The 25,744-nt window shown below is 73.8% G+C and carries 19 protein-coding genes; 10 read left to right on the top strand and 9 right to left on the bottom strand.

From position 1 onward, the window contains the following. Window positions 1-181: 181 nt before the first annotated feature. From Phou_RS55570 to Phou_RS20890, 4 genes are read left to right on the top strand one after another with little or no spacing between them, the layout of a single operon-like run. Window positions 182-295 (top strand): hypothetical protein, encoded by a 114-nt coding sequence (locus Phou_RS55570; RefSeq protein ID WP_371872190.1) that lies wholly within the window; start codon window positions 182-184, stop codon window positions 293-295. Next, complete coding sequence (locus tag Phou_RS20880; protein ID WP_173057552.1) at window positions 292-3,915, top strand: adenylate/guanylate cyclase domain-containing protein; 3,624 nt, start codon at window positions 292-294, stop codon at window positions 3,913-3,915. The genes Phou_RS55570 and Phou_RS20880 overlap by 4 nt, the downstream gene beginning before the upstream one ends. Then, complete coding sequence (locus tag Phou_RS20885) at window positions 3,912-5,525, top strand: serine/threonine-protein kinase (protein WP_173057554.1); 1,614 nt, start codon at window positions 3,912-3,914, stop codon at window positions 5,523-5,525. Before Phou_RS20880 ends, Phou_RS20885 begins: the two co-directional genes overlap by 4 nt. Before the next feature lie 13 nt (window positions 5,526-5,538). Next, window positions 5,539-6,183: a cellulose binding domain-containing protein gene (locus Phou_RS20890; protein WP_173057556.1), complete on the top strand. Its 645-nt coding sequence runs from the start codon at window positions 5,539-5,541 to the stop codon at window positions 6,181-6,183. Here the strand turns inward: Phou_RS20890 and Phou_RS20895 are convergent, their stop codons facing one another. The 7 genes from Phou_RS20895 to Phou_RS20925 form a co-directional block, all read right to left on the bottom strand. Next, complete coding sequence (locus Phou_RS20895; protein ID WP_173057558.1) at window positions 6,184-7,332, bottom strand: acyl-CoA dehydrogenase family protein; 1,149 nt, start codon at window positions 7,330-7,332, stop codon at window positions 6,184-6,186. Between the two features lie 5 nt (window positions 7,333-7,337). Then, the gene (locus tag Phou_RS20900) at window positions 7,338-9,359 is read right to left on the bottom strand and encodes an ATP-binding protein (protein ID WP_173057560.1); all 2,022 of its coding nucleotides are present in this window, start codon (window positions 9,357-9,359) and stop codon (window positions 7,338-7,340) included. A 7-nt stretch (window positions 9,360-9,366) separates the two neighbouring features. Further along, entirely contained in the window at window positions 9,367-10,962 is a 1,596-nt protein-coding gene (locus Phou_RS20905; protein WP_173057562.1) for an acyl-CoA carboxylase subunit beta, read from the bottom strand. Window positions 10,963-11,162: 200 nt separating this feature from the next. Beyond that, window positions 11,163-12,776, bottom strand: a complete 1,614-nt coding sequence (locus Phou_RS20910) for an acyclic terpene utilization AtuA family protein (RefSeq protein ID WP_173057564.1) — start codon at window positions 12,774-12,776, stop codon at window positions 11,163-11,165. After that, entirely contained in the window at window positions 12,773-13,561 is a 789-nt protein-coding gene (locus tag Phou_RS20915) for a TIGR03084 family metal-binding protein (protein WP_173057566.1), read from the bottom strand. Before Phou_RS20915 ends, Phou_RS20910 begins: the two co-directional genes overlap by 4 nt. Before the next feature lie 13 nt (window positions 13,562-13,574). Beyond that, window positions 13,575-14,153, bottom strand: a complete 579-nt coding sequence (locus tag Phou_RS20920) for a TetR/AcrR family transcriptional regulator (protein WP_173058690.1) — start codon at window positions 14,151-14,153, stop codon at window positions 13,575-13,577. 101 nt (window positions 14,154-14,254) lie between these two features. Further along, complete coding sequence (locus tag Phou_RS20925; protein ID WP_173057568.1) at window positions 14,255-14,932, bottom strand: Crp/Fnr family transcriptional regulator; 678 nt, start codon at window positions 14,930-14,932, stop codon at window positions 14,255-14,257. A 141-nt stretch (window positions 14,933-15,073) separates the two neighbouring features. On the opposite strand from Phou_RS20925, the gene Phou_RS20930 reads away from it, so the two are divergent. From Phou_RS20930 to Phou_RS20955, 6 genes are all read left to right on the top strand, one after another. Then, complete coding sequence (locus Phou_RS20930; protein ID WP_173057570.1) at window positions 15,074-15,739, top strand: adenosylcobinamide amidohydrolase; 666 nt, start codon at window positions 15,074-15,076, stop codon at window positions 15,737-15,739. 130 nt (window positions 15,740-15,869) lie between these two features. Then, window positions 15,870-16,970, top strand: a complete 1,101-nt coding sequence (locus Phou_RS20935; protein WP_173058693.1) for a CapA family protein — start codon at window positions 15,870-15,872, stop codon at window positions 16,968-16,970. Window positions 16,971-17,000: 30 nt separating this feature from the next. Beyond that, window positions 17,001-17,777, top strand: coding sequence for an endonuclease III (gene nth / locus Phou_RS20940; RefSeq protein ID WP_281365044.1), 777 nt, complete (start codon window positions 17,001-17,003; stop codon window positions 17,775-17,777). Beyond that, window positions 17,777-18,364, top strand: a complete 588-nt coding sequence (locus tag Phou_RS20945; RefSeq protein WP_173058700.1) for a TlpA family protein disulfide reductase — start codon at window positions 17,777-17,779, stop codon at window positions 18,362-18,364. Before nth ends, Phou_RS20945 begins: the two co-directional genes overlap by 1 nt. Then, window positions 18,361-19,038: an NUDIX hydrolase gene (locus Phou_RS20950; RefSeq protein WP_173057572.1), complete on the top strand. Its 678-nt coding sequence runs from the start codon at window positions 18,361-18,363 to the stop codon at window positions 19,036-19,038. Before Phou_RS20945 ends, Phou_RS20950 begins: the two co-directional genes overlap by 4 nt. A gap of 47 nt (window positions 19,039-19,085) precedes the next feature. Continuing rightward, window positions 19,086-20,264, top strand: a complete 1,179-nt coding sequence (locus tag Phou_RS20955) for a MarP family serine protease (protein WP_173057574.1) — start codon at window positions 19,086-19,088, stop codon at window positions 20,262-20,264. A gap of 228 nt (window positions 20,265-20,492) precedes the next feature. Here Phou_RS20955 and mycP read toward each other — a convergent pair whose 3' ends face one another. After that, window positions 20,493-21,794 carry a type VII secretion-associated serine protease mycosin gene (gene mycP, locus Phou_RS20960; RefSeq protein WP_173057576.1) on the bottom strand — a complete coding sequence of 434 codons (1,302 nt, stop codon included), beginning with the start codon at window positions 21,792-21,794 and terminating at the stop codon, window positions 20,493-20,495. Between the two features lie 146 nt (window positions 21,795-21,940). Beyond that, on the bottom strand, window positions 21,941-25,717 hold the full coding sequence (eccCa, locus tag Phou_RS20965) for a type VII secretion protein EccCa (protein WP_173057577.1): 3,777 nt from the start codon (window positions 25,715-25,717) through the stop codon (window positions 21,941-21,943). Window positions 25,718-25,744: the final 27 nt, after the last annotated feature.

Raw genomic sequence — 25,744 nt, forward strand, 5'->3', positions numbered from 1 at the left:
GGTGCTCGCCGGATACGACGCGGTGCCGGCCCTGCCCGGCCACGGACCGGCCCTGGCCGACTGCGGCGCCGCCGCGCGCTTCTATCTGGCGCACCGCCGCGCCCGCCTTGACCAGGTCAGACAGGCAATATCAGAGGGCGCGCGGAGCGCGCAAGAGGTCGTGGCGAAGGTCTATGCGGATGTGGACCCGTCGCTGTGGCCCGCCGCCGAATGGTCTGTGCGCGCCCAACTCGCGTACCTCCGGCGCGACGGCGGGGAATCGACTTCCGGGTCGGTGTGGTTGGACTCACCGTGACATGCCCGGTGTGCGGCACCGTTGCGGTGCCTGGCGCGCGTTTCTGCCACAACTGTGGCGCGGCGCTGCCGGCTGCTGCCTCCCTGCCGGCCGCTGAGCGGCGAGTGGTCACGGTCCTTTTCGGCGACTTGTCCGACTTCACCTCCTGGTCGGAAGACCTCGACCCCGAGCGGGTCGGCGCTGTCACCGACCGCGTGCTGGCTTCACTCGCGGGTGCGGTCAAGACCTTCGGCGGGCACGTCGACAAGCTCACCGGCGACGGGATCATGGCGGTCTTCGGCGCCCCCGTCGCACACGAAGACGACGCCGAGCGGGCGGTCCGGGCAGCGTTGAGCATGCAGCGCGCGGTGCGCCGGGTGCTCGACGACGAGCGCGGCGGCGGCGCACCGCTCGGCCTGCGGGTCGGGCTCAACACCGGCGAGGTGGTCGCCGGCATCCAGGCAGCGATCGAGTACACGGTCATCGGCGACACGGTCAACACCGCCGCCCGCCTGGCCGACGCGGCCGCGGTGGGCGCGGTCTACGCCGGCGCGCGCACCGCGGCGGCGACCCGGCACGTGGCGTCGTGGCGGGAGCTGCGGCCGCTGCGGCTCAAGGGCAAGCGCGAGCCGGTCGAGGCGTACGAGCTGCTGGGCCTCCACGACGCACCGGGCACCCGCTCGGGTGTGGGCGACGAGGCGCCGTTCGTGGGGCGCGAGGCGGAGCTGGGACGCGTGGCCGGCCGCCTGGCCGAGGTGATCGAGAGCGCCGAGCCCCGCGTGCTCGTCCTGACCGCCGAGGCCGGCATCGGCAAGAGCCGGTTCGCGTCCGAAGTGGAGCGGCTCGCCGCCGGATATGACGTGAGCGGCGGGCGGTACACGTCGACGACCGGCGCGCGCGTGCTCGCCGTGCGCTGCGCGGCATTCGGTGAGCGCCGCCGGCTGGCCCCGCTGGCCGACATGGTGCGCACCGCGATCGGCCTGCCCCGCGACTCGGCCACCGCGGTCACCCGCACGGTCGCCGAGGAGCGGCTCAAGAGGCTCGGCCAGCGCCTCGGGCGGTTTCGGTCCGACCCGCCGCCAGTCGCCGTCGAGCTGCTGCTCGCCCTGATGGGGTACGGCGAGACGCCCACCGCGCACGGCGTGCCGGCCGGAGTGGCGGAGTGGACGCCAGACACCGCCGCGCCCGATGTCGAGGCCACACCCATAGCGGTGGGCCAGCTGCTCAGCGGCCTGGCCGGCGAGGTGCCGCTGCTGGTCATCGTCGACGACCTGCACGACGCCACCCCGGAGACCGTCGAGGCGCTGGGCGTGACGCTCTCGCACCTCACCGGTCCCGTGCTGGTGCTGCTGCTCGGCCGCCCCGAGCTGGTCCGCACGGCCGGCGCGCTGACCCGCGTCGCCGACGCCGAGGTGCACCCGCTGCCGCCGTTGCGCGGCGCCGACGCCGCCCGGCTGCTCACCTCGTACCTGCGCGGCGGCCGGCTGCCACAGGCCGACACCGACCGGCTGCTCTCCACCGCGCAGGGCAACCCGTTCTACCTGGCCGAGCTCGTCACGCTGCTCATGGAGCGGGGTGCCCTCACGCCGGTGGCCGGCGCGAGCGGCACCTGGCGGCTGGCGCCGGGTTCGCTCGGCAGCCGGCTGCTCTCCCGCGACCTCGCCGCGGTGCTCGCCGCACGTATCGACGCGCTGCCCGCCGACGCGCGCGCCGTGCTTCGGGACGCCGCGGTGATCGGCGACAACGTGCCGGAGGGCACGCTCGAGGCGTTGCGCGAGCGGCGGTCCGGGCGCGACGGTCGCCCGACCGCGGTCGCCGCCGTCGAGCTGGAGCGGGCCGTGGAGGAGCTGCTGCAGCGGCGCATGCTGCGGCGCACCCGGGACGGGTTCGCGTTCCCGACACCGCTGATGCGCGAGGCGGCGTATGCGGGCGTCGGCAAGGCCGACCTCGCCGAGCGGCACGCCGCGCTGGCACAGTGGGCCGCGCCGGCGCCCGCCGCGGTGCAGGCCGGCCGGGTCGCCAGGGTCGGCGGCTTCGGCGGGATGACGCCGGCCGACCGTGACGCGTTCATCGCCGGCCACGTCGAGCGCGCCGCGCTCCTCGCCGACGCGGTCAGCCTCCGGCCGGACGCCGTGGCCCGCACGGTGGTGCCGCTGGGCGTCGCCGCGCTCGGCCGGGCCGCCCGCCGGGCGCTCGCGATGGGCGAGCCGACGCTGGCCGCCGAGTACGCGGAGCGGGCCGTCAAGCTCGCCGGCGACGGGCTGCCCAGCGCCGACCGCCTGGTGCTGGCCCGCGCGCTGCTGCAGACCGGCCGGGCCGGCGACGCCCTGGCGTACGCGGAGAAGCTCTCCGCCAACGCCGACGACGACGCGGCCCTGCGGTCCGGCGCCCTCCTGGTCATCGGCCGGGCCCACCGGGTGCTCGGCGAGCCGGACCGCGCGCTCCAGGCGTGGCAGGAGGCCATGCAGGTGGCCACCGACGCGGGCCTGCCCGGGCCGCGCGCCGAGGCGATGCGGCGGCTGGGCATGGCCGACTACCTGCGGGGCCGGCTGGGGCAGGCGAGCAGCCGCTTCGCCGGGGCGTACCAAGTGGATCTCGCCGCCGGTGACCGGCTCGGGCAGGCCTGGTCGCTGCAGGATCTGGCCTGGGTGACCACGACGCGGGGCGACTTCGCCGGCACCGACGCGGTGCTGGGGCGGGCCGCGCGCCTCTTCGCCGAGCTGGGTGACCCCACCGGGCGGGCGTGGCTGCGCGGCACGACGGCGTTCGCCCGGCTGCTGGCCGGCCGGCTCAACGAGGCGCGGCGCCTGGCCCGGGTCTTCCTGCCGTTCGGCGAGCGGGTCGGCGAGGCGTGGGCGGTGGGCACGCTGCGCGCGGTCGAAGCTTTCGCCGCGGCGGAGCTCGGCGACCTGACCGAGGCGGATCGCGGCGCGCGCCGGGCCTACCGCGACTTCGACATGGTCGCCGACGACTGGGGGCGCGGCTTCGCGCTGGTGGTGCGCGGGGCGATCGCGCGGGGGCTCGGCGAGTTCGCGCACGCGACCGACCTGCTGACCGACGCCCTGGGGTATGCGGAGCGCACCGGGCACCCGCTGCTGACCGGCATGGCCGGCACCACGCGCGGGTTCGTGGCGCTGGACAGCGGCGACATCGAGGGTGCCGCGCGGGATGCGCAGTCGGTGATGACCAAGGTGGAGCCCAACAACCCGCTCGCGCCGGCACAGGTCGGCCCGCGGGTGCTGCTGGCCCGCGCCCGGCTGGCCGAGGGCGACGCGACCACGGCCATCGGGCTGCTCGCGCCGATCGCCACCGCGGCCAAGGGTCCGGGGCTGCTCTTCCCGCGGCGGCAGGCCCTCGCGGTGTACGCGGCGGCGCTGCTCGCGGAGGGCCAGCAGATCCAGGCGCTCGACTGGGCCCGGCGCGCCGTGGCTGTGCCGGCCGAGGACGTGCGCAGCTGCGTGGTCGCCGGCGAGGTGCTCGCGGAGTCGCTCGCGGCCGGTGGCCTGCGAGAAGAGGCGCTCGCCACCGCCGACGAGGCCGTGCGTCACGCGTACGGGACACAGCGGGTGGCCGAGCGAGCGGGCGCAGACGCGGTGCGGGAACGGCTAGGCCGAGTGTCTTCGGTACCTTCTAACCCGTGACCGAAACGGCCCCGAGCTCGCTGCCGTTGCCGGTGGTGCCAGGGCTGTCCGGATTGTCAGTACTTGCCCGCGGCGGGTACGCCACCGTCTATCGCGCGATCCAGGAGTCGGTCGCACGCGAGGTCGCCGTCAAGGTGGAAAACCGCACGCTCGACAACGAGCGCGACCAGCGGCGCTTCCTGCGCGAGGCACGGGCGGCCGGTCGCATGTCGTCGCACCCGCACGTCGTCGACCTCTTCGACGCGGGCGTGACGGCCGACCAGCATCCGTACCTGATCATGGAGCTGTGCGACGGGTCGTACGCCGACCGCATGCGCGACGCGCCGCTGGCGCCGGCCGAGGCCCGCGAGGTCGGCATCAAGATCGCCGATGCGCTGGCCGACGCGCACCAGCTCGGCGTGCTGCACCGCGACGTCAAGCCGGCCAACATCCTCTTCTCCCGCTTCGGCGAGCCCGCGCTGGCCGACTTCGGCCTCGCCATCCTCGCCGAGGCGCGCGACTCCTCGGTCACGCTCGAGGTCCTCACCCCGGCGTACGCGCCGCCGGAGATGTTCCGGCACAGCGCGCCCTCGCCCTCCGTCGACGTGTACGCGCTCTGCGCCACCCTCTACGCGGTGATGCGCGGCAAGCCACCCCGCTGGCGGGAAGATCGCAACCCGAGCCTGATCACGCTGATGGAGCTGTTCAACCAGCCCATTCCCGACCTGCCAGGCGTGCCCGCCGCGCTGATGGAGGTGCTGCGGCGCGGCATGGCAAACGAGCCGGAGTCCCGCCCGTCGGCCGAGCAGCTGCGCGACATGCTGACCGGGGTGTCGCTGAGCGAGCCGCCGCCCCCGTCGACACCCCGCGGCGTGTACGTGTCCCGCTCGTACGCCCCGCCGGTGCCCACCTCGCCCGCCCCGCCGGCTCCGGCATCGCCCGGCCCCTCGTCGGCCAGCCCCGCGTACCCCGTCTCGCCCGGCATCGGCTTCCCGCCCAGCAGCGGCGCCCCGTCCGGGCCGGGTGCCGGCGGTCGGCCGCCCAACCCCCTGCGCGCGCCCGGTTTCGTGCCGGCACACGACAACACCCCGACGGTCGGCACCGGCCGCCGCCGCAACATGGGCTGGATCCTCGGCGGTGTCGCCGCATTCGCCCTGCTCCTGGTCGTGGGCACCAGCGCTTGGTACATGGCCAACCGCCCGGACCCCACGCCGAGCCCCACCGCGATCATCTCGACGACCGCCGCTCCGCTCCCGTCGTTCGTCCTCGGGGCGCTGCCCGGCTGCATGCTGCCCCTCGAAGGCGGCCGCTGCCCCGCTGAGCTCGAGTGCTACGGCGCGGCGGACGCCGGCGGCCCGGGGATCCGGGCGGAGCGCGTCGACTGCAACGGCCGGCACACCTGGGAGGCGTACGCGGTCGGCGACCTGCCCGCCGGAGCCGACCCGGCCGGCGTTGCGGACGAGCCGGCGGTCGAGGCGCTCTGCACCGAGGGCACGTTCATGCGCACGACGCTGCTGCTGTCCACGCAGGGCTGGCAGTTCGAGGTGCTGCGACCCGACGGTGACCGCACCTTCCGCTGCCTGGCCGGCAAGGGCCGCGACGCCCTGCAGGGCCCGACGCTGGCGCGGTGAGCGGGGACCGTTGATGGTTCGACTGCCGCGCCGGCGCGCGTTCGAGATGCTGCCTTGGCTGCCCACGGTCGCCGGTGTGGTGATCCTCGTCGGCCTGCTGGTCTTCGCGCTCGTCAGCCTGCGTCCGGACCGGGAGGAGCGGGCGCTGCCGCCGGCCCCGGCCGCGACGCCCCCGTTTCTGGCCGGACCGAGCGTGCCGGACGCGAGCCCTTCGCCGACGATCGGGGCCACAAACGCCTCACCGACGATCGAGGCGACGCTCGCCTCACCGCGGCGCCCGACGCCTTCCCCGTCCCGCTCCCGGGCGGCCGAGTCTCCGGCCCGGCGACCTCCGGCCCCCGAGCTGACCGGGCGCTACCGCACCTTGCAGACCTTCGACGGCGGCTTCATCGGCGAGGTGCTGGTGACCAACTCGACCACCACCGCTCGTACGTGGACGGTACGGCTGCGCTTCCCGTCGACGATCGGCCCGATGCGCACCTTCTGGGTGGAGAGCGCGCCGCAGGCGACCCTCAAGCAGGAGGGTGAGGTGTTCGCCTTCACCGGCAGCGCCCCGGTGGGTGGCAGGTCGTCGGTCGCGCTCCGCTTCCAGTTCGACCGCTCGAGCGCGGTGACGACGCCCCTGTCTTGCGAGGTCAACGGCACCGCCTGCGCGTAGTCAGTACGACTTGGGCTGGGCGAGGACGTGCTGGGCGACGAAGTTCAGGATCATCTCGCGGCTGACCGGAGCTATCCGGCCGGCGCGTACGGCGCCCAGCAGCGTGGCCACGCCGTACTCCGTCGTCATGCCGTTGCCGCCGTGGACCTGGATGGCCGTGTCCACCGCGAGTGCCGCGGCGTCGGCGGCCGCGTACTTGGCCATGTTGGCCGCCACCCCGGCCTCCACGTCGCGGCCGGCGTCGTAGAGCGCGGCCGCCTTGGCGATCATGAGGCGGGCGAGCTCCACCTGGACCGCCGCGTGCGCGAGCGGGTGGGCCACGCCCTGGTGGGCGCCGATCGGGCGGCCCCACACCTGGCGCGTGGCGGTGTAGGAAGACGCGCGGCTGAGGGCGTACCGCGCGGTGCCGGCGGCCATCGCCGCCACGGTGATGCGCTCCGGGTTGAGGCCGGAGAAGAGGGCGGGCAGGCCGGCCTCGACGCCGCCGATCAGGGCGCCGGCCGGCACGCGGACGTCGTCCAGGTAGAGCAGCCACTGGTTTTCCGGCGACACGATCTCCATGTCCAGTTTGGACGAGGTGAGCCCCGGCGCGTCGACCGGCACAAGGAAGAGCGCGGGCTGCAGCCGGTCGCCGGCCGAGACGCGGGCCACCACCAGCACGTACGCGGCCTCGTCGACCCCCGAGATGAAGCACTTGCGGCCGGAGATCAGCCAGTCGTCGCCGTCGCGGCGGGCGGTCGTGGCGAGGCGGTGGGCGTTGGAGCCGGCCTCCGGCTCGGTGATCGCGAAGGCCACCTTGAGTGACCCGTCCGCGAAGCCGGGCAGGTAGGCGGACCGCTGGTCGGGCGTGCCGTGCTTGGCGACCACCGTGGCCGCGATGGCCGGCGAGACCACGAGCAGCAGCAGCGGGCAGCCGGCCGCGGCCAGCTCCTCGCAGACGATGGCCAGCTCGGTGATGCCGCCGCCCCCGCCGCCGTACTCCTCGGGGACGTTGACGCCCAGATAGCCGAGCTTGCCCGCCTCCGACCACAGCTCGGTGGTATGACCGCCGGACTTGGCCTTGGCCACGAAGTACTCGTGGCCGTAGCGGCGGCCGAGGGCCGCGACCGCGTCGCGGAGATCGGATTGTTGAGGGGTGAGTTCGAACATGACACCTACTCCGGGGTGAGGACCGCCAGCACCGCTCCGGTGTCGACCTGTGCGCCCGCACTCACCGGCACCGACGCGACAACGCCGGCCGCCGGAGCGTGTACGGGGTGTTCCAGTTTCATCGCTTCGAGCGTCATCAGCAGCTCGCCCGCCCCCACGCGCTGGCCGGGCGTGACCAGTACGCGGCTTACCGCGCCGGGCAGCGGGGCGACCAGCGAGCCCTCGGCCAGCTCGGGCTCCGGCAAAGGGAAGCGGGGCAACTCGGTGAGGGCGACCGAGCCCTCGGCGCTGTCTACATAGGAGACGTTGCCCACCCGGTCCACGTCGAGTGAGAGGCGGATGCCGTTGACGTCGAGGATCACGCGGTCCGGCGTGGCCGACACCAGCGCGACCGGCGGGTGGTCGTCGGTGACCGGCGGGTGGCCGAGGCCGGCGAGGTCGAGTTCTTCGGGGTCGACCGCGCGCACCCACCAGTTCGCCAGCTCACCGGTCCGGTCCAGGCGGTAGCCGACCTCGACCGGCCCGGCCGGTCCGTCGTACACCGCGGTCTGCGAGCCGGACGGCACGTTGCGCCACCCGGACGGGAGCGAGCGCAGCACGGCGGCCGAGGCGCGGCGCGCGGCGGACTCGGCGAGCGCGGCGGCGAGGCAGGAGACCCGTACCGCGTCCACAGAGGACAGCAGCGGCGCGAAGACCTCCTGGTGCCGGTCGAGGAAGCCGGTGTCGATGTCACCCGACTGGAACGTGGGGTGGCGCAGCACGCGTACCAGCAGGTCGCGGTTTGTCACCACGCCGTGGATGCGGGAGCGGGTGAGGGCCGACGCGAGCAGCCGGGCCGCCTCGTGGCGCGTGGGCGCCCAGGCGATCAGCTTGGCCAGCATCGAGTCGTAGTGGACGCCGACCACCGAGCCGTCCCGTACCCCGGAGTCGAGCCGCAGCCCCGGCTGCACCAGCGGGCGGAACTCGGCCGCCACCTCCGGCACGCGCAGGCGGTGCAGGGTGCCCGTGGAGGGAAGCCAGGCGTAGGCGGGGTCTTCGGCGCAGAGCCGTACCTCGATCGCGTGGCCCCGGATCGGCGCCGCGCCGCCCATCGGCAGCGGCAGGCCCTCGGCGACGAGCAGCTGGAGCTGCACCAGGTCGAAGCCGGAGACGCACTCGGTGACCGCGTGCTCCACCTGGAGGCGGGTGTTCATCTCCAGGAAGTAGAACTCGCCGGTCGGCGCGAGCAGGAACTCGACGGTGCCGGCCCCCACGTACCCCACCGCGCGGGCGGCCGACACGGCGGCGGCGCACAGCTCCTCGCGCATCGCGGGCGTGACGGCCGGCGACGGCGTCTCCTCGATGATCTTCTGGTGCCGCCGCTGGATCGAGCACTCCCGCTCGCCGAACGGGATGATGTTGCCGTGCGTGTCCGCGAAGATCTGCACCTCGACGTGGCGTGAGCGGTCCACGTACCGCTCCAGGAAGACGGTCCCGTCGCCGAACGCGCTGGCCGCCTCCCGCCGCGCCGACGCGACCGCGTCGCCCAGCGACTCGGCGTCGCGCACGATCCGCATGCCCCGGCCGCCGCCGCCCGCGGACGCCTTGACCAGCACCGGAAACTCGGTGACCTGGTCGGGGTCGAGGTAGGTGGGGAGCATCGGGACGCCGGCGTCGGCGAGCAACGTCTTGGCCTCGATCTTCGAGCCCATCACCTTGATGACCTTGGCTGGCGGGCCGACCCAGGTTAGGCCCGCGTCGGCCACGGCCGCCGCGAACTCCGCGTTCTCCGCGAGAAACCCATAGCCCGGGTGTACCGCGTCCGCGCCGGTCTTGCGCGCCGCCGCCACGAGCAGATCGCCGCGCAGGTACGTGGCCGTGGGCGCGTTGCCCGGCAGGTGCACGGCGTAGTCCGCCTCGGCCACGTGCGGCGAGTCGGCGTCACCGTCGGAGTAGACGGCGACCGTCTCGATGCCGATCAGCCGGCAGGTCGCGAAGATGCGCCGCGCGATCTCGCCGCGGTTGGCGACCAACAGTCGTCGAATCACGGGCACCTCACATCCGGAAGACGCCGAAGCCTTCGGCGCCCTTGATCGGTCCACTGTGGATCGCGGAGAGGCTGAGCCCCAGCACGGTCCGGGTGTCGCGCGGGTCGATCACGCCGTCGTCGTACAGCCGGCCGGAGAGGAACAGCGCGGCCGACTCCGACTCGATCTGCCGCTCGGCCATCATGCGCATGGCCTTGTCGGAGTCCTCGTCGTACGGCTGTCCCTTCGCCTCGGCCGCCTGCCGCGCCACGATCGACAGCACGCCGGCGAGCTGCGCCGGGCCCATCACGGCGGACTTGGCGTTCGGCCAGCTGAAGAGGAAGCGCGGCTCGTACGCCCGGCCGCACATGCCGTAGTTGCCGGCGCCGTACGAGGCGCCGAGGTTGACGGTCACGTGCGGGACGGTCGAGTTGGCGACCGCGTTGATCATCAGGGCGCCGTGCTTGATGATGCCGCGCTGCTCGTACTCCGTACCGACCATGTAGCCGGTCGTGTTCTGCAGGAACAGCAGCGGAGTGTCGGAGGCGTTGGCGAGCTGGATGAACTGCGCCGCCTTCTGCGCCTCGTCGGAGAAGAGCACGCCGCGCGCGTTGGCGAGTACGCCGACGGGGTAGCCGTGCAGGTCACCCCAACCGGTGACGAGCGCCGTGCCGTACGCCGGCTTGAACTCGTCGAACTCGCTGCCGTCGAGCACCCGGGCGAGCACCTCGCGCGGGTCGAAGGGCACCTTGAGGTCGGCGCTGGCCACCGCGAGGAGGTCGTCGACGTCGTGTTTCGGCGGCGTAGCGATCCGCGGGGCGGGTCCGGCCTTGCGCCAGTTCAGCCGCCGGACACACTGGCGGGCCAGGCGGATGCCGTCGCGCTCGTCCTCGGCCACGAAGTCGGCGAGGCCGGAACGGGTCGCGTGCATCGCCGCGCCGCCCAGCGACTCGTCATCGGTGATCTCGCCGGTGGCCATGCGGACCAGCGGCGGGCCGGCGAGGAAGACCTTGGCCTGGTTGCGCACCATGATCGTGTAGTCGGACATGCCCGGCACGTACGCACCGCCGGCGGTCGCGTTGCCGAAGACCACGCTCAGCGTGGGTATGCGCGCGGCGGAGAGCCGGGTCAGATCGCGGAAGACCTGGCCGCCCGGTATGAAGATCTCCGCCTGGCTGGGCAGGTCGGCACCGCCCGACTCGACCAGATTGATCATCGGGAGGCGGTTGGCCAGCGCGATCTCACCGGCCCGGCGGGTCTTCTTCAGCGTGTACGGGTTGACCGCGCCGCCGCGTACCGTCGGGTCGTTCGCGATGATCACGCACTCGACGCCCTCGACCACGCCGATGCCGGTCACCACGCTCGCGCCGGTCGGAAAGTCGGTGCCCCACGCGGCCACCGGCGACAGCTCCAGGAATGGCGCGTCCTGGTCGAGCAGCAGCTCGATCCGCTCGCGGGGGAGCAGCTTGCCACGCGCATGGTGGCGGGTCACGTACTTCTCGCCACCGCCGCCCCGCGCCGCCTCCAACGCCGCATCCAGCTCCGCGAGCCGCTCCAGCATGGCGCTGCGGTTTTCCAGGTACGACGGGTTGCGCGGGTCGATGGCGGTGTCCAGGACGGCCATGGCTCAGACCCCCATCTGCTTCGCGATCTCACAACTGATCCCGGTCGTGCCTGCCCGGCCGCACGCCGCGACGGCAATGTCCACGGGGCGCCAGCCGTCGCGTCGCGGGTCTGCGGCGCGGCGGCCGGCTTCGGAACCGCAGTCCGTCGCCATCGCCACTCCCGTAACGAGCGGCTCACCCGACGCGACACGGATAGCTTTCACGGCGCCTCTCGTATCCGCGCGCGCAACCGCTCTCCCAGCGCTTTCCCTTGTGGATCAAGCCAATCCCGCCGGCCGAGCACCCCGCGGATCACGAAATTGAGCGCCCACAGGTTGGGCATTTCGTACCGCTCGACCAGGTAATCCGCGACCTCAGGCAGCAGCAACGCCAACCGTTCAGCGGAAAGCCACGAGACAAGCGCGGCGTAATCCTCATCCGACCGCACCCACACCCCGACATTCGCGTCCAGCCCCTTGTCCCCCGAACGAGCCCCAACCCGCGCAACCCGCCCTCGCAGTTGATCAGGGAGTTGGTGGGCGTGTCCCACGGCGTGTCCATCCACGAAGTCCCTGATCAACGGGGAGGTGTGTGTGGGTGGGGGAATCTCGGCGCGGGTGCCGTCGGGGTGGATGGCCCAGTGCGCCGGCTGGGGGATCGAGGCCGTGGTGAAGAGCGGGCTGGGGGTGGCGTCCGCCGGTGGCGTGGTCAGCGTGCAGCCGGGGTAGGACGCCAGGGCGAGCTCCACCGCGGCGGCGGAGAAGGCGCGGCCGGCGCGCTTCGGGTCCGGGTCGTGGATCGCCACCTGCAGGAGGGCGCCGTCATCCGTCCCCAGCTGGGTGAACGTGAGACCCTCCTTGCCGACCGCACCCTCCAGCTGGGCACGGACCAGGGCGGCCTTGGCGTCGAGGTCGAGGCCGGTCAGGACGAACGTCATCGCGTTGCGGTGGCCGTCGATGCCGGCGACGCCGACCTTGAGGGTAGGTGGTGGGGGCGTGCCGCGAGTGCCGGTGACCCGCACCCGGTCCTGTCCCTCCTGAGCCAGCCGCACGGTGTCGAGGTGGGTCACCACGTCCGGGCCGGGATAGGCGGGCGCGGCGATCTCGTAAAGCAGCTGTGCCGTCACCGTCTCCACAGTGACCGCGCCACCCGTGCCGGGGTGCTTTGTGATCACCGACGAGCCGTCGGCGTTCACCTCGGCGATCGGAAAGCCGGGGCGCCGCCCGCCGTCGGGCAGCTCGGTGAAGAAGCTGAAGTTGCCGCCGGTCGCCTGCGCCCCGCACTCCAGCACGTGGCCGGCCACCGTCGCGCCGGCCAGCGCGTCGAGGTCGTCGCGGCTCCAGCCGAAGTGGGCGATTGCCGGCCCCACCACCAGCGAGGCGTCGGTGACCCGGCCGGTGACCACGACGTCGGCGCCCGCGGTGAGGCAGGAGGCGATGCCGAAGGCGCCGAGGTAGGCGTTGGCGGCGAGCGCGCCCGGGCTCTGCTGGTCGAGCGCGTCGCCCTCGACGTACCCGATGGTGGTGGAGAGGCCGAGCCGGGCGGCGAGCGACTGGAGCGCGGCGGCCAGTCCGGCCGGGTTGAGTCCGCCGGCGTTGGTCACGATGCGGACGCCGCGGTCGGCGGCCAGGCCGAGGCACTCCTCCATCTGCCGCAGGAACGTGCGGGCGTAGCCCAGCGACGGGTCCTTGAGGCGGTCACGGGCGAGGATCAGCATGGTCAGCTCGGCCAGGTAGTCGCCGGTGAGCACGTCGAGCGGGCCGTCTTCGAGCATCTCCCGCCAGGCGGCCGCGCGGTCGCCGTAGAAGCCGGAGGCGTTGCCGATGCGGATCATGACCGGGCGCCGGTGGGCTCGCGGCCGGCACCGGGCGGCCCGGCGAAGGCCTGCGCGATGTCCAGCCACTCGTCGGCCACCGACCCTGTCGCCACCAGCGCCAGGTCGGCACGGTGCCGCCGCTGCGTGACCAGCAGGCAGAAGTCGAGCGCCGGCCCGACGACGCGGTCGGTCGCCTCGTCCGGCCCGTACTCCCAGAGGCCGGAAGGCCCCACCAGCTCCACCCGGACCGGCGCCGTGGGCAGGTCGCGGCCGTTGACGAGGAAGCTGTGCCCGAGGGTACGGAAGCCGAGGTGGGCGATGTGCCGAAGCCGGTCGGTAGGGGCGCGGCGGTGGCCGAGGGTGTCCGCCACGTCCTGGCCGTGGGCCCAGGTCTCCATGATCCGCGCGGTGGCCATCGAGGCGCGCGACATCGACGTCCCGTACCACGGGAGCTTGGCGCTCGGCGGTGCGGCGGCGAGCGCCGAGGCGAGGGCGGCACGCCCGGTCCGCCACCGCTCGAGCAGCTCGGGCGGCGGGGCCAGGAAGCTTTCGGTCCCCCGGTCCACGAAGTGCTCCGGATCCTCGAACGCGGTGTTGAGCCCGGCGTAAAAGGCGTCGCGATCCGTGGCGGCCAGCGTCGCCATGTGGTCGGTCCAGGCGAGGTGCGCGATCTGATGCGCGATCGTCCAGCCTTCCGCCGGGGTCAGCCGCGCCCAGTGCGCCGCCGGCAGCGAGCCGACCCTGGCGTCGAGGTCGGCCGACTCGGCTTCGAGGTCGCTCAGGAGTCCGGCGAGGATGGACATGCGTGCCTCCGCGTCACAGAAGGGTGGCCAACTGCCGCTTCCAGGCGGCGAGCAGCGCCGCGCGCCGCGCGGTGTCGTCGGAGAGCAGGTTTGCCACGCCGAGCCCGCGGAGCAGGTCGAGGGTGGCCTGCACGGCCTCGCGCACGCCCGGGGTGCGCTCGTCGGCACCGAGCAGCTCGACGGTCAGCCGGTGCATCTCCCGGCCGACCCGCGCCTCCAGCGGGACAAGTGCCGCGCGCAGCTCAGCGTCGGTGCGGGCGGCGATCCACACCTCCAGCGCGGCCACATAGAGCGGCCCGGTGAACGCCGCCGCCAGCATGTCGACCACCCCGTCGAGCCGCTGCGGGCCCGGTGGCAGGGAGGCAGCCTCGTTGCGGATCTCCTCGGCGCGGCGCTCGGCGAGGTGCTCGACGGCGGCCATGACGAGCGATGCCTTGGTCGGGTAGTGGTGCAGCTGCGCGCCGCGCGACACGCCCGCCATCGAGGCGACGACAGTGGTGGTCGTGCCCGACCAGCCGCGCTCGACGAGGCAGTCGACGGTCGCTTCGAGAAGGCGGGCCTGGGTGGCGCGACTGCGCTCCTGCTGCGGCATGCGTACCGGCACCCCCACAGCGTGCCCTCCGGCAAACAAACAGTCAAGCCTGCTTGTTTTGGAGCTGTTCAACCTTGAGCGTGGGATCGCTCAAGGTTTCGCTACACGCGGGCGCGACGGGCCAGGCGCTCCGGGTCGAGGATGATCACGCTCTTGCCGTCGAGCCGCAGCCAGCCGCGGGAGGCGAAGTCGGCGAGTGCCTTGTTGACCGTCTCGCGGGAGGCGCCGACAAGCTGGGCCAGCTCTTCCTGGGTCAGGTCGTGGGTCACCCGCAGCACGCCGCCGTCGCGGGTGCCGAAGCGGCCGGCCATCTGGAGCAGGTTTTTCGCCACCCGGCCGGGCACGTCGGTGAAGATCAGGTCGGCCAGCGCGTCGTTGGTCCGGCGCAGGCGCCGCGCCAGCACGCGCAGCAGCTGCTCGGCGATCTCCGGCCGGTTGTTGAGCCAGGGACGCAGGGCCTGCTTGCGCAGCCGGGCCAGGCGCGTGTCGGTGACCGCGGTCGCCGTGGCCGTGCGCGGACCCGGGTCGAAGAGCGACAGCTCGCCGAGCATGTCGGACGGGCCCATGACCGAGATGAGGTTTTGCCGGCCGTCGGCCGCGCGCCGGCCGAGCTTGATCTTGCCGGACAGCACGATGTAGAGGCTGTCGCCGGGCTCGCCCTCGTTGAACACGACCTCACCCTTGCGGGTCTCGATCGTCTCCATCTCCTTGGCGAGTGCTTCCGCCGCCTCCGGGTCGACGCCCTGGAAGATCCCGCTGCGGGCCAACACCTCATCCATCGCCGCACCTCCGCCTGCGCATATCTCCACTCGCCGGCGCACTCGCCGGCGTGTTACGCGCGCAGTAAGTCTAGGCGCACCAGGGCGGGGACCGGGCGTGCACCCCCGGAATGTTGATCGGCGAGCCGTAGAGTGCGATGGATGTCCCCGGAGCCGACGCTGACCGCCCGCCACGAGGACGGGCTGGAGATACCCCTGCTGGTGTGGCGGCTGGCCGAGCCGCTGCTGGCCATCTCGTCCGCCGCGCTGGGCGGCGGGATCGGCGTCCGCCACTGGGTCGTCAACGCGACCGTGCCGATGTCGTACCGCCGCGACGACCCGGACGTCCACCTGACCGAGCTCGCCGCGCGCGAAGGGCTCGACGGGCCGGGCATCGGCCTGCTCACGGGCGTCGACGTCGCCGAGGTCGTGTCCGCCGAGGATGGCGGGGTCCGTGCGTGGGCCACGGTCGGGCTCGGCGACCCGATCTGGGCGGCCGCCCCGCCCGCCGACGCGCCGGCCGCGCCCGGCACGGTCAACATCGTCGTGCGCGTGCCCGTCCGCCTCTCTGTCGCCGCACTGGTCAACGCCGCCGCCACGGCCACCGAGGCGAAGGCGCAGGCGCTGTGGGACCTCGGCCTCCCCGCCACGGGTACCTCGACCGACACCATCTCGATCCTGTGCGTGGCCGATGGACCCGAGGCGGCGTACGGCGGCCCGCGCTCGGAGTGGGGCGCGCCGCTCGCGCGGGCGGTGCACGCGGCCGTGCGAAAGGGAGGCGGCACCGGTCAGGGGTCCGGAATGCCCTGGTCAGACCGGCTTCTGTAGGTCGTCCGGGGTGGCGCGGGGAAGGTAAGGTCGCGGGGCGATGCCCCCTCGACAGCAGTCCACCGGTCCCGGCCAGCAGCGGCGAAGCAGTGCCCTGCGGCCGGCCGCCGTCGTGCTCGCGGTCGCGGTCATGCTGCTCGGCGGCGGTGTGCTCGCCCTCGCCGCCACCCGCGAGTCGCCGGCCGCCCCGCAGTGGCGCGACAGCGCGCTCGCCGAGCCCTCGGGCCGGGCGGCCGCGCCGCCCTCCGGCGAGCCCGCCCCGCGCACCATCTCCATGTCGGCGACCGGCGACATCATCATGGGCAACGCGCCCGGCCGGCTCCCGCCGAACGGCGGGGAGGGCTTCTTCACGGCGGTGCGCGAGGCGCTCAAGGCCGACCTCGTGATGGGCAACCTCGAGGAGCCGATCACCGACGACACCGGCACCGGCAAGTGCGGCCCGACGTCGAAAAACTGCTTCCAGTACCGGGTGCCGCCGTCATACGCCGGGCACCTGAAGGACGCCGGGTTCGAGCTGCTCAACCAGGCCAACAACCACGGGCACGACTACGGGCCGGCGGGCTACCGCAACACGCAGCGGGCGCTGGAGGACGTGGGGCTGAAGCACACCGGCGCGCCCGACCAGATCACCGTGATGGACGTCGAGGGTGTGCGGGTGGCCGTGGCCGGCTTCTCCTCGTACCCGTGGTCCAACCCGCTTGTCGACGTCGAAGCGGCCGCCGAGGTGGTGGAAAAGGCGGCCGGCCTGGCCGACATCGTGGTCGTGCAGGTGCACATGGGCGCCGAGGGCGCGGCCATGACGCACGTAAAGCCGGGCACCGAGATCTACCTCGGCGAAAACCGGGGCGATCCGATCAAGTTCGGGCGTGCGATGGTCGACGCGGGCGCCGACCTGATCGTGGGACACGGGCCGCACGTGCTGCGGGCGATGGAGTTCTACAAGGGCCGTCTCATCGCGTACAGCCTGGGCAACTTCGCCGGTGGCGCCGGCACGCTCAACAAGAGCGGCGTGCTGGGGTTGGGCGGCGTGCTCAAGGTCTCGCTGGAGGCCGACGGCGGCTGGGGCGGCGGTCAGCTCATCTCGACGTACCTCGACTCCGGTGGCAAGCCGGCCATCGACGACGAGCACCGGGGCGCGGCCGCGGTGAAGCGACTCAGCAAATCGGACTTCCCGTCCACCGGTGCGACCCTTGACACGACCGGAAAGATCACTGCGCCCGGGGCCGCCTGAGCTGTCGGTGGTCCGGCGTAGGCTTCGCGCGTGGCCCGTTCTGAGAGTGACCTTTCGCGCAAGCGCCGCGCGCGCAAGATGGGGCGGATCCTGGAGGAGACCCACCCCGACGCACACTGCGAGCTCAACCACGAGGGTCCCCTCCAGCTAGCCGTGGCGACGATCCTCTCCGCGCAGACCACCGACCAGCGGGTCAACGAGGTCACGCCAAAGCTGTTCGCCCGCTACACCACCGCCGCGGAGTATGCGGCGGCCGACCGCGCCGAGCTTGAGGAGCTGCTCAAGCCGACCGGCTTCTTCCGCAACAAGACCGACTCGCTGATGAAGCTGGGACAGGCGCTTGTCGAGCGGCACGGTGGCGAGGTCCCCGGCTCACTCGACGAGCTGGTCAAGCTCCCCGGCATCGGGCGCAAGACGGCAAACGTCATCCTCGGCAACGCGTTCGACGTCCCAGGCATCACCGTCGACACGCACTTCCAGCGGCTCGTGCGGCGGTGGGAGTGGACCGAGGAGAGCGACCCCGTCAAGATCGAGCACGCGATCGGCGCGCTCTTCGACAAGCGCGACTGGACGATGCTCTCCCACCGCGTGATCTTCCACGGCCGCCGGGTCTGCCACGCCCGCAAGCCGGCCTGTGGAGCGTGCACGCTTGCCAAGCTCTGCCCGTCCTTCGGCACCGGTCCCACCGAGGCGGCGGCCGCGGCCAAGCTGCTCAAGGGCCCCCGCGCCCGCGAGCTCGCCGTCGCCGCCGGCGTCGACCCTGACCTGGTCCCGGCCAATGCGATGGTGGCCACGGACGCACCGTGATTCGATCTTTGCGGGTGGCGGCCGCGGTGCTCGTGCTGGCCGTTGCCGGATGTGATGGGTCCGACGGCTCGGCGCCGGCGGCTGAGCCCTCGCCACCTTTCGCCGACTGCGCCGGGCTGACCGCACCCCCGCCCTCAGCCGCGCCGGTCGCCCTGACGGGCGAGGGCGGGCCGCTGCCCGAGGTGGCGCTGCCGTGCTTCACCGGCGGGCAGGACATGGTGGTGAGCGCGATCCGCGGCCCGGCCATCGTCAACCTGTGGGGCTCGTGGTGCGGGCCCTGCCGCGAGGAGCTGCCCGCGTTCCAGCGCTTCGCCGAGCGGGCCGCCGGCAAGGTCACGGTCGTGGGGGTGGACACCCGCGACTCCCGGTCGGCGGCGAGCAGCCTGGCCGCGGACCTCGGCGTGACGTACCCCAACCTTTTCGACCCGTCCGAGCAGCTGCGCGCCAAGCTCGGCGTGACCGCGCTCCCGGCCACCCTGTTCGTCGACCGCGACGGGCGGGTGCGCCATCTCTACAACTCGACCGCGCTCGACGACGCCACCCTCGCGACGCTGGCCGCGAGGCACCTCGGGGTGACGCTGCCGTGAGTGGGGCAAACGGGGCGCCCTCCTGGCTGGCGCCGCTGCTCGACCGGCTCGGCACGGCCCGGGTCGAAGACTTCACGCGGCTGCCCACCCCCGAGGAGGGCGGCCGTGCCAGCGCCGTGCTCGTGCTCCTGGGAGAGCAGGGTGGCGAGCCCGACGTGCTGATGCTCCAGCGGGCCGAGACGATGCGCAACCACGCCGGCCAGCCGGCCTTTCCCGGCGGGGCGAGCGACCCCGAGGACGCCGACGCCGCCGCAACCGCGCTGCGCGAGGCGGACGAGGAGGTGGGCCTCCACCCGGAGAGCGTCACGGTGCTCGCCCAGCTGCCTCCCCTGTGGATCCCGGTCAGCGACTTCGTGGTGACCCCGGTGCTGGCCTGGTGGCACGCTCCGCACGAGGTGCACCCGCGCGAGCCGGCCGAGGTGGCGCGGGTGGCCCGGCTGCCGGTGGCCGAGCTCGTCGACCCGGACAACCGGCTCATGATCCGGCACCCCAGCGGCTGGGTGGGGCCCGCGTTCCGCGTCCGGGGCATGCTCGTGTGGGGCTTCACCGGCGGCGTCCTGTCGGTGTTGCTGGACATGGGGGGCTGGGCCCGCCCGTGGCCACGGGACCGTGTCGCCGACCTTCCGAGGCCCGCGCCGCAGCCGACCCCGTCCGCGGGCGACGAGGTGGGCTGACGCCGCGAGTCGCGCTCGGCGGTGGCCGGCCCCCGTACCCTTGACGGGTGTCCGCCATCGATGTCGCTCTTGTCCTACTTATGGTGTTGTTCGCGATCAGTGGATACCGACAGGGCTTCGTCATTGGGGCACTGTCCTTCGCCGGCTTCTTCGGCGGGGCGCTGATCGGTCTGCAGCTCGGCCCGCTGGTGGCCCGGCAGTTCGCGGACGACGCCGTGCGCGTCGTCGTGTCACTGATCGCCATCTTCGGGCTCGCGGTGCTGGGGCAGGCGCTGGCCGGGTGGGTGGGCACACACCTGCGGCACGCCATCACCAGCCAGACGGGGCGCAGGCTGGACGACGCGGGCGGAGCGCTCGTCTCGGTGCTCGCGGTGCTGGTGGTCGCCTGGCTCGTGGCGGTGCCGCTCGGCTCGTCGTCGCTGCCGTGGCTGGCAAGTTCGGTGCGAAACAGCGCGCTCCTCGACGGCGTCAACCGCGTGATGCCACAGCAGGCCCAGGCGCTGTCCGACGCCCTGCGCAACACGGTGGACACCCGTGGCTTCCCCGAGGTCTTCGGCAACCTGGCACCCACCCGCGCCCGCGAGGTGGCCGCACCCGACCCGCGGCTGGCCAACTCCCGCGTCGTGGTCAACTCCCGGCAGTCGGTGGTCAAGGTGCTCGGCTCCGCGCCGAGCTGCTCGCGGCGCATCGAGGGCTCCGGCTTCGTGTATGCGGCGGAGCGCGTCATGACCAACGCCCACGTGGTCGCCGGCACCAGGTCGGTCACGGTGGAGGTCGGCGACGAGCGGCTGGACGGCCGGGTGACCGTGTACGACCCCGACCGCGACCTGGCCGTCATTTACGTGCCCGGCCTCGACGCGCCGGTCATGCCGTTCGCCCCCCGCAAGGCCCCGACCAATGCGGACGCCATCGTGCTGGGCTTCCCGCTCGACGGGCCGTACAACGCCCAGTCCGCCAGGGTGCGCGACGTCGACGACATCACCGGACCGGACATCTACAACTCCGGCGACGTGACCCGGGAGATCTACACGATCCGGGCACTCGTGCGCAGCGGCAACTCGGGCGGCCCGCTGGTCGCGACCAACGGCCAGGTGCTGGGCGTCATCTTCGCGGCGGCGGCCGACGACCGAAACACCGGCTTCGCGGTCACGGCCCAGGAGGCCGCCCCGGTCGCCAACGCCGGGCAGAGCCGCACCCGCGCCACCACAACCGGCGACTGCACGTAGGGCCAGGCACCCTTCGCGGATCCGGAGCCAGCAGTTTCGAGCTGCCGCGATGTCCGTCGTGGTCCGGACCGTTGCTCCCGCGGCCCTCACCCTCCGCGGTCGGCCAGCTCTGGCCGGCCCGCGGCGGGCCGTCAGCTGCGGGTGCGGGGGCGGGCCGGGACTGCGGCGGTGGGTTTCAGCGGCGGTGCGGGGGCGGGCCGGGACTGCGGCGGCTGCGGCGGTGGGCCGTCAGCGGCGGGTGCGGCGGCGGACCGTTACCGCGGCGGCCGCGGCTACCAGCGTGACCAGCAGGGCAAAGACGATCGCCCAGCCGCGCTTGGAGTGGTCGGGCTCGCTCGCCGGCGGCGTGCCCCAGTCGGTGTGGATGCCCTGCGCGCGCCCGCCGACTGGCTGGTGGCCGCTCGGCGCGCCGGAGGCGGTCACCGCCACGCCCGGGGCCGCGCCGAAGCCGGCCACGCCGTGCGGTGCGTTGGTGTCGAGGGGGTTGCGCTCCACGGTGGACACGCCCACGGTCAGGGCGGCGACCGGGTCGACCAGCCCGTACCCATAGCGGTCGTCGCGGCCCACCGCGCCGAGGTCGCTGGCGGTAGTGATCAGCCGGTTGACGACCGTGGCCGCGGACATCTCGGGCCACTTCGCCCGGACGAGCGCCGCCGTGGCGCTGACGAGCGGGGCGGCGAAGCTCGTGCCCTGCACCTTCCACGTGCCGCCGGGCCGGGCGCCGACCAGGCCGGTCGCCGGCGCGGAGAGCACCGTGGCCGACCCGGTGATCGAGCCGGACCAGAGGCCCTCCGTCTCGCGCTCCAGGCCCGTCACCGCCAGCACGCCGGGCTCGCGCGCCGGGTACCAAACCTCGGTGGCTGGCCGGGACTGGCCCGCCACGGGCGCGGGGTCGGTGGCGTGGTTGCCCGTGCAGGCGACCACCACCACGTCGCGGGCGAACGCGTAGTCGAGCGCGGCCGCCAGCGCCGGGCTCGTGCCGCTGCCGCCGAGCGACAGGTTGATCACGCGGGCGCCGTTGTCGACCGCCCACCGGACGCCCTTGGCCACGATCAGCGCGTCGTCGTACCTGTTTTCCGCGTCAAGCACCCGCACCGGCAGGATCTTGGCGTGCGGGGCGAGCCCCATGATGCCGGTGTCGTCGTCGTTGCGCCCGGCGATGAGGCCGGCCACCGTGGTGCCGTGCCCGACCGGATCGGTGCGGCCGTCGCGACCCTGCGTGACGAGGTCGATGCCGGGGAGCACCTGGCCGGCAAGGTCGGGGTGTCCAGCGTCCACACCGGAGTCGACCACCGCGACGGTCACGCCGTCGCCGGTCGAGTGCCGCCACGCATGGGTGGCCCGCAGCTCGCTGAGCTGCCACTGCTCGTCGCGGACCTGGTCGCGCTTGACCACGGCCGCGGGGGCGCCACCACCGGCACCGGCGAGCGTGGCCGGGGGAGCCGGAGCACCGGCCAGCGCCATGACAGTCACCAGCGCCGCCCCGGCAAACTTCGGAGCGGCGGCTCGCTGATGGCGCGACAGGCTCATGGCAGTGTGGCCTCCAGTTGTGGACAACGAGCCAGCCGCCGGCGGGTCGCTGTCCCTCTTCCGGGCGCAGCTGTACGACGCAGGTTACCGCGTCGATGTGTCCACTGGGTCCACCCCGAAAAGATCATGGCACGCCTTCGGGTGATTCACCGGATCCCCGGTATGTATGCGAGCTGCACGAGCCGCACGCCTTCCCTGCGGGTCACGAGGCGGGCCCGGCCGGGCGGCAGCGGAGCCGGGCGCACGTTGCCGACCAGCGCACCTTCGTCCGGGTCGCCCGACATCACCAGTCCGGGTGACGCGAGCTCGCGCAGCCGCTGGATCACCGGCTCGTAGAGCGCACGGGACGCGCCCCCTGAGCGGCGGGTCAGGATCAGGTGCAGGCCGACGTCGCGCGCCTGCGCCAGATGCTCGACGAGTGGCAGCAGCGGGTTGACCGGTGCGGCGGCGACGAGGTCGTAGTCGTCGACGAGCACGAACAGCTCCGGCCCCGTCCACCACGAACGGTCGCGCAGCTGCTGCGGGGTGACATCTGGCCCGGGCAGGCGCCGCCGCATGTACCCGTCGACCGAGTCGACCAGCTGCGCGGTGGTGGCGGCCGTCGTCCCGTACCCGATCAGGTGGTCGGAGTCGATAGCGCCGAGCAGGCTGCGCCGGTAGTCGACGAGGATGACGCGGGCTTCCTCCGGCCGGAAGCGGCGGGTGATCGAGACGGCCAGCGCGCGCAGGAACGACGACTTGCCGCACTCCGCGTCACCGAAGAGCAGCAGGTGCGGGTCGCTGCCGAAGTCCACATCGACCGGCCGCAGGTCCGCCTCGGCGATGCCGATCGGCAGCCGCAGCCCGCCCTCGCTCCCGACGTCGAGGTCGGTGTACGGCAGGACCGGCGGCAGCAGCCGCACCCGCGGCGCGGGCGGCCCGCTCCACCCGGCCACGACGGCGCGGACCAGCGCGGCCGGGTCGCTGTCGAGCGCGGACAGCACCGGGAGCGCGGTGAGCAGGTGGCGCCCATCGGCCGTGATGCCGCGCCCCGGCACCTTTTCCGGCACCGTCAGGGCGGCCCGGCGGGACACGAGCGAGTCGGTGGGGTCGCCGAGCCGCAGCTCCACCCTTGAGCCGAAGAGGTCGCGGATCGGCGCGCGGAAGTCGAGCCAGCGGGAGGCGGCGGCCACCACGTGTACCCCATAGGAGAGGCCGCGGGTGGCGATGGCGGTGACCACCGGCTCGAGGTCTTCGTAGTCGGCGCGGAGCGTGGCCCACCCATCGACGACGAGGAAGGCATGCCCGTCGGCCGGCGCGCCCGCCTCCCGGTCGGCGAGGAGGGCGGCGACGTCACCGACGGTACGGCGGACCGCCTCGGCATCCAGCCGCCCGGCCACCCCGCCCACGTGTGGCAGGTCGCGGAGCGTGGCGAGGGAGCCGCCGCCGAAGTCGAGGCAGTAGACGCGCGCCTCGGCGGGCGAGTGGGTGAGGGCCAGCCCGCAGACCAGCGTCCGGAGCAGTGTGGACTTGCCGCTCTGCGGTCCGCCGGCGACCGCGACGTGGCCGGCGGCGCCGTCGAGGGTCAGCCACAACACGTCGCGGCGCTGCTCGAACGGGTTGTCGATCACGGCGACCGGCACCTGGAGCGCGCCGCGCAGGTCGGGGTTGACGACGGTGAGGCCGCGGGCGGGATCGCTGGCGACCGAGCCGAGCAGCTCGTCGAGCGCCGGCGGGCGGGACAACGGCGGCAGCCACACCCGGTGCGCCGGCGGCCCCTGCCCGCCGAGCCGCTCGACCAGCAGGTCCAGCAGGCTCGGCCCGTCCTCGGCGGGCGGCGTGGCCGGGTTGGGCGCCGGCACGTAGTGGGTGCCGAACGGCAGCACCCGCGGCCGACCTGCCCGCGGGACCGGCAGCCGGTCGCCGGGACGGCGGAAGGGACCCGACACGTACGCCGCCTTGAACCGCACCAGCTGCTCGGTGCCCGCCTTCAGGAAGCCGTGCCCGGGCGAGCGGGGCAGCTCGTACGCGTCCGGCACGCCCAGGACCGAGCGCGACTCCAGCGCGGAGAAAGTGCGCAAACCGATCCGGTACGACAGGTGCGTGTCGAGGCCCCGCAGCCGGCCCTCCTCCAGCCGCTGCGAGGCGAGCAGCAGGTGCACGCCCAGCGAGCGGCCCAGGCGTCCGATCTGCAGGAACAGCTCGATGAAGTCGGGCTTAGCGGCGAGCAGCTCGGCGAACTCGTCGCACACGATCAGCAGGTAAGGCAGCGGGGTGCGCGCCTTCGCGTACTCGCGGATGCTGGAGGCTCCGGCCCGGCGCAGCAGCTCCTGGCGGCGGACGATCTCGCCGTTGAGCGCGTCGGTCATGCGGTCGACGAGCGGCAGCTCGTCGGCGAGGTTTGTGATCACGGCGGCGGTGTGCGGCAGCCGGTCGAGCGCCGCGAAGGTCGCGCCGCCCTTGTAGTCGACCAGCACGAAGTTGAGCTCTTCTGAGGAGTGCGTCGCGGCCAGCCCCAGCACGAGCGTGCGCAGTAGCTCCGACTTGCCCGATCCGGTGGCGCCGACGAGCAGGCCGTGCGGGCCCATGCCGTCCTGCGCCGACTCCTTCAGGTCCAGCTCGACCGGCCGGCCCGCCGGCGTCACGCCGATCGGCACCCGCAGGCGGTCGCGGGCGGCGCGGGGCGGCGGCGCGGTGTCGAGGTCGCCGAGACCCAGCAGCTCGGCCAGGGCGGGCTCGGCCGTGACCGGCGGCTCCTCGGCGTCGGCGGGCGCCGCCAAGCGCCAGGGCGCGAGCCGCCGCGCAACTGCCTCCGCCTCGATCGCGGTGAGCCCGTCGGCCCGCCCGACCTCGGCCGGCCCGTCGCCCGAATCGACCAGCAGGACTCCCCGCTCGCCCACCGAGAGCACCAGCGTCGACGGGTCGAGCAGCCGCGGCGGCGTGCCGTCGAGGTCCAGAAAGGACACTCCGTCGATGCCGCCATCCTGGCTCCAGGCGGCGCCGTCGAGCACGACCACCACGTGCGGCCCGTCGCGGGCGGGACCGCCGGCAAACCGTGACCGGCTGCCGACCACGTCGCCCAGCAGCCGGTCGAGCTCGGCGCCGGAGGCGGCCACCAGCCGGACCGGCCCGAGCGCGTCGGTGCGCGACGGGTGCTGGGCGTGCGGCAGCCACTTGACCCACTCCCACGAGCCGCGCCGCTCCGGCCCGGCGCAGACCGCGATCCGCAGGTCGTCGGGGGCGTGGAAGACGGACAGCTGCACCACCATCGCGCGCGCCAGCGCGGACGCCTCGCCGCGCAGATGGATGCGGGCGAAGCCGCGCAGCGAGAGCGCGACCGGCAGGTCGGGCACCACCGAGTACGCGTCGAGGAAGCGCCGCAGCGCGCCCGCCGTCATCGGCTCCAGCTCGCCGGGCGTACCCGTGACCGGCGGCACGAGGGGAGTCGCGAGCGCCTGCGGGCCGGCGCCGACGCGTACCACCGCGAAGTCCGGGTCGGTGGCCCGCCGCTCCCACAGCCGGTGACTGGCCACTGTGGACCAGACTTGGCCCGGCTCGGGATGGCGGTACGCCAGCCCGGCGCGCTGGCGGGCGACCGTCTCGCGGGCGCGGCGGCGCAGGCCGGCCAGGTGCCGCAGGTAGTCACGGCGGGCGGCGAGCATCTCCGCCTTCTTCGGCGCGCCCGCGCCGCCCCACGAGGCGAGCATCGCGAGTGAGGAGACGCCGAAGAGCGCGCCCACCACGTACGCAAACGGGCCGCCGCCCCGGCCCATCAGCATCGCCATGGCGACACCGCCGCCGAGCATCGGCAGCACCACCATGAGCTGCTGCCAGCGGGCGCCCACCACCTGCGGGATCTCCGGCGGCGGCGCCACGCGCAGCTCGCCGGTGGGCATCTCGGGCGCCGGCCGGCGAGCGGACCGTCGCAAGAGGACCGTGGCCACGATGGGTCACCTCCCAAGCGCACATCG

The organism is Phytohabitans houttuyneae, from assembly GCF_011764425.1.
GTDB classification, from domain to species: domain Bacteria; phylum Actinomycetota; class Actinomycetes; order Mycobacteriales; family Micromonosporaceae; genus Phytohabitans; species Phytohabitans houttuyneae.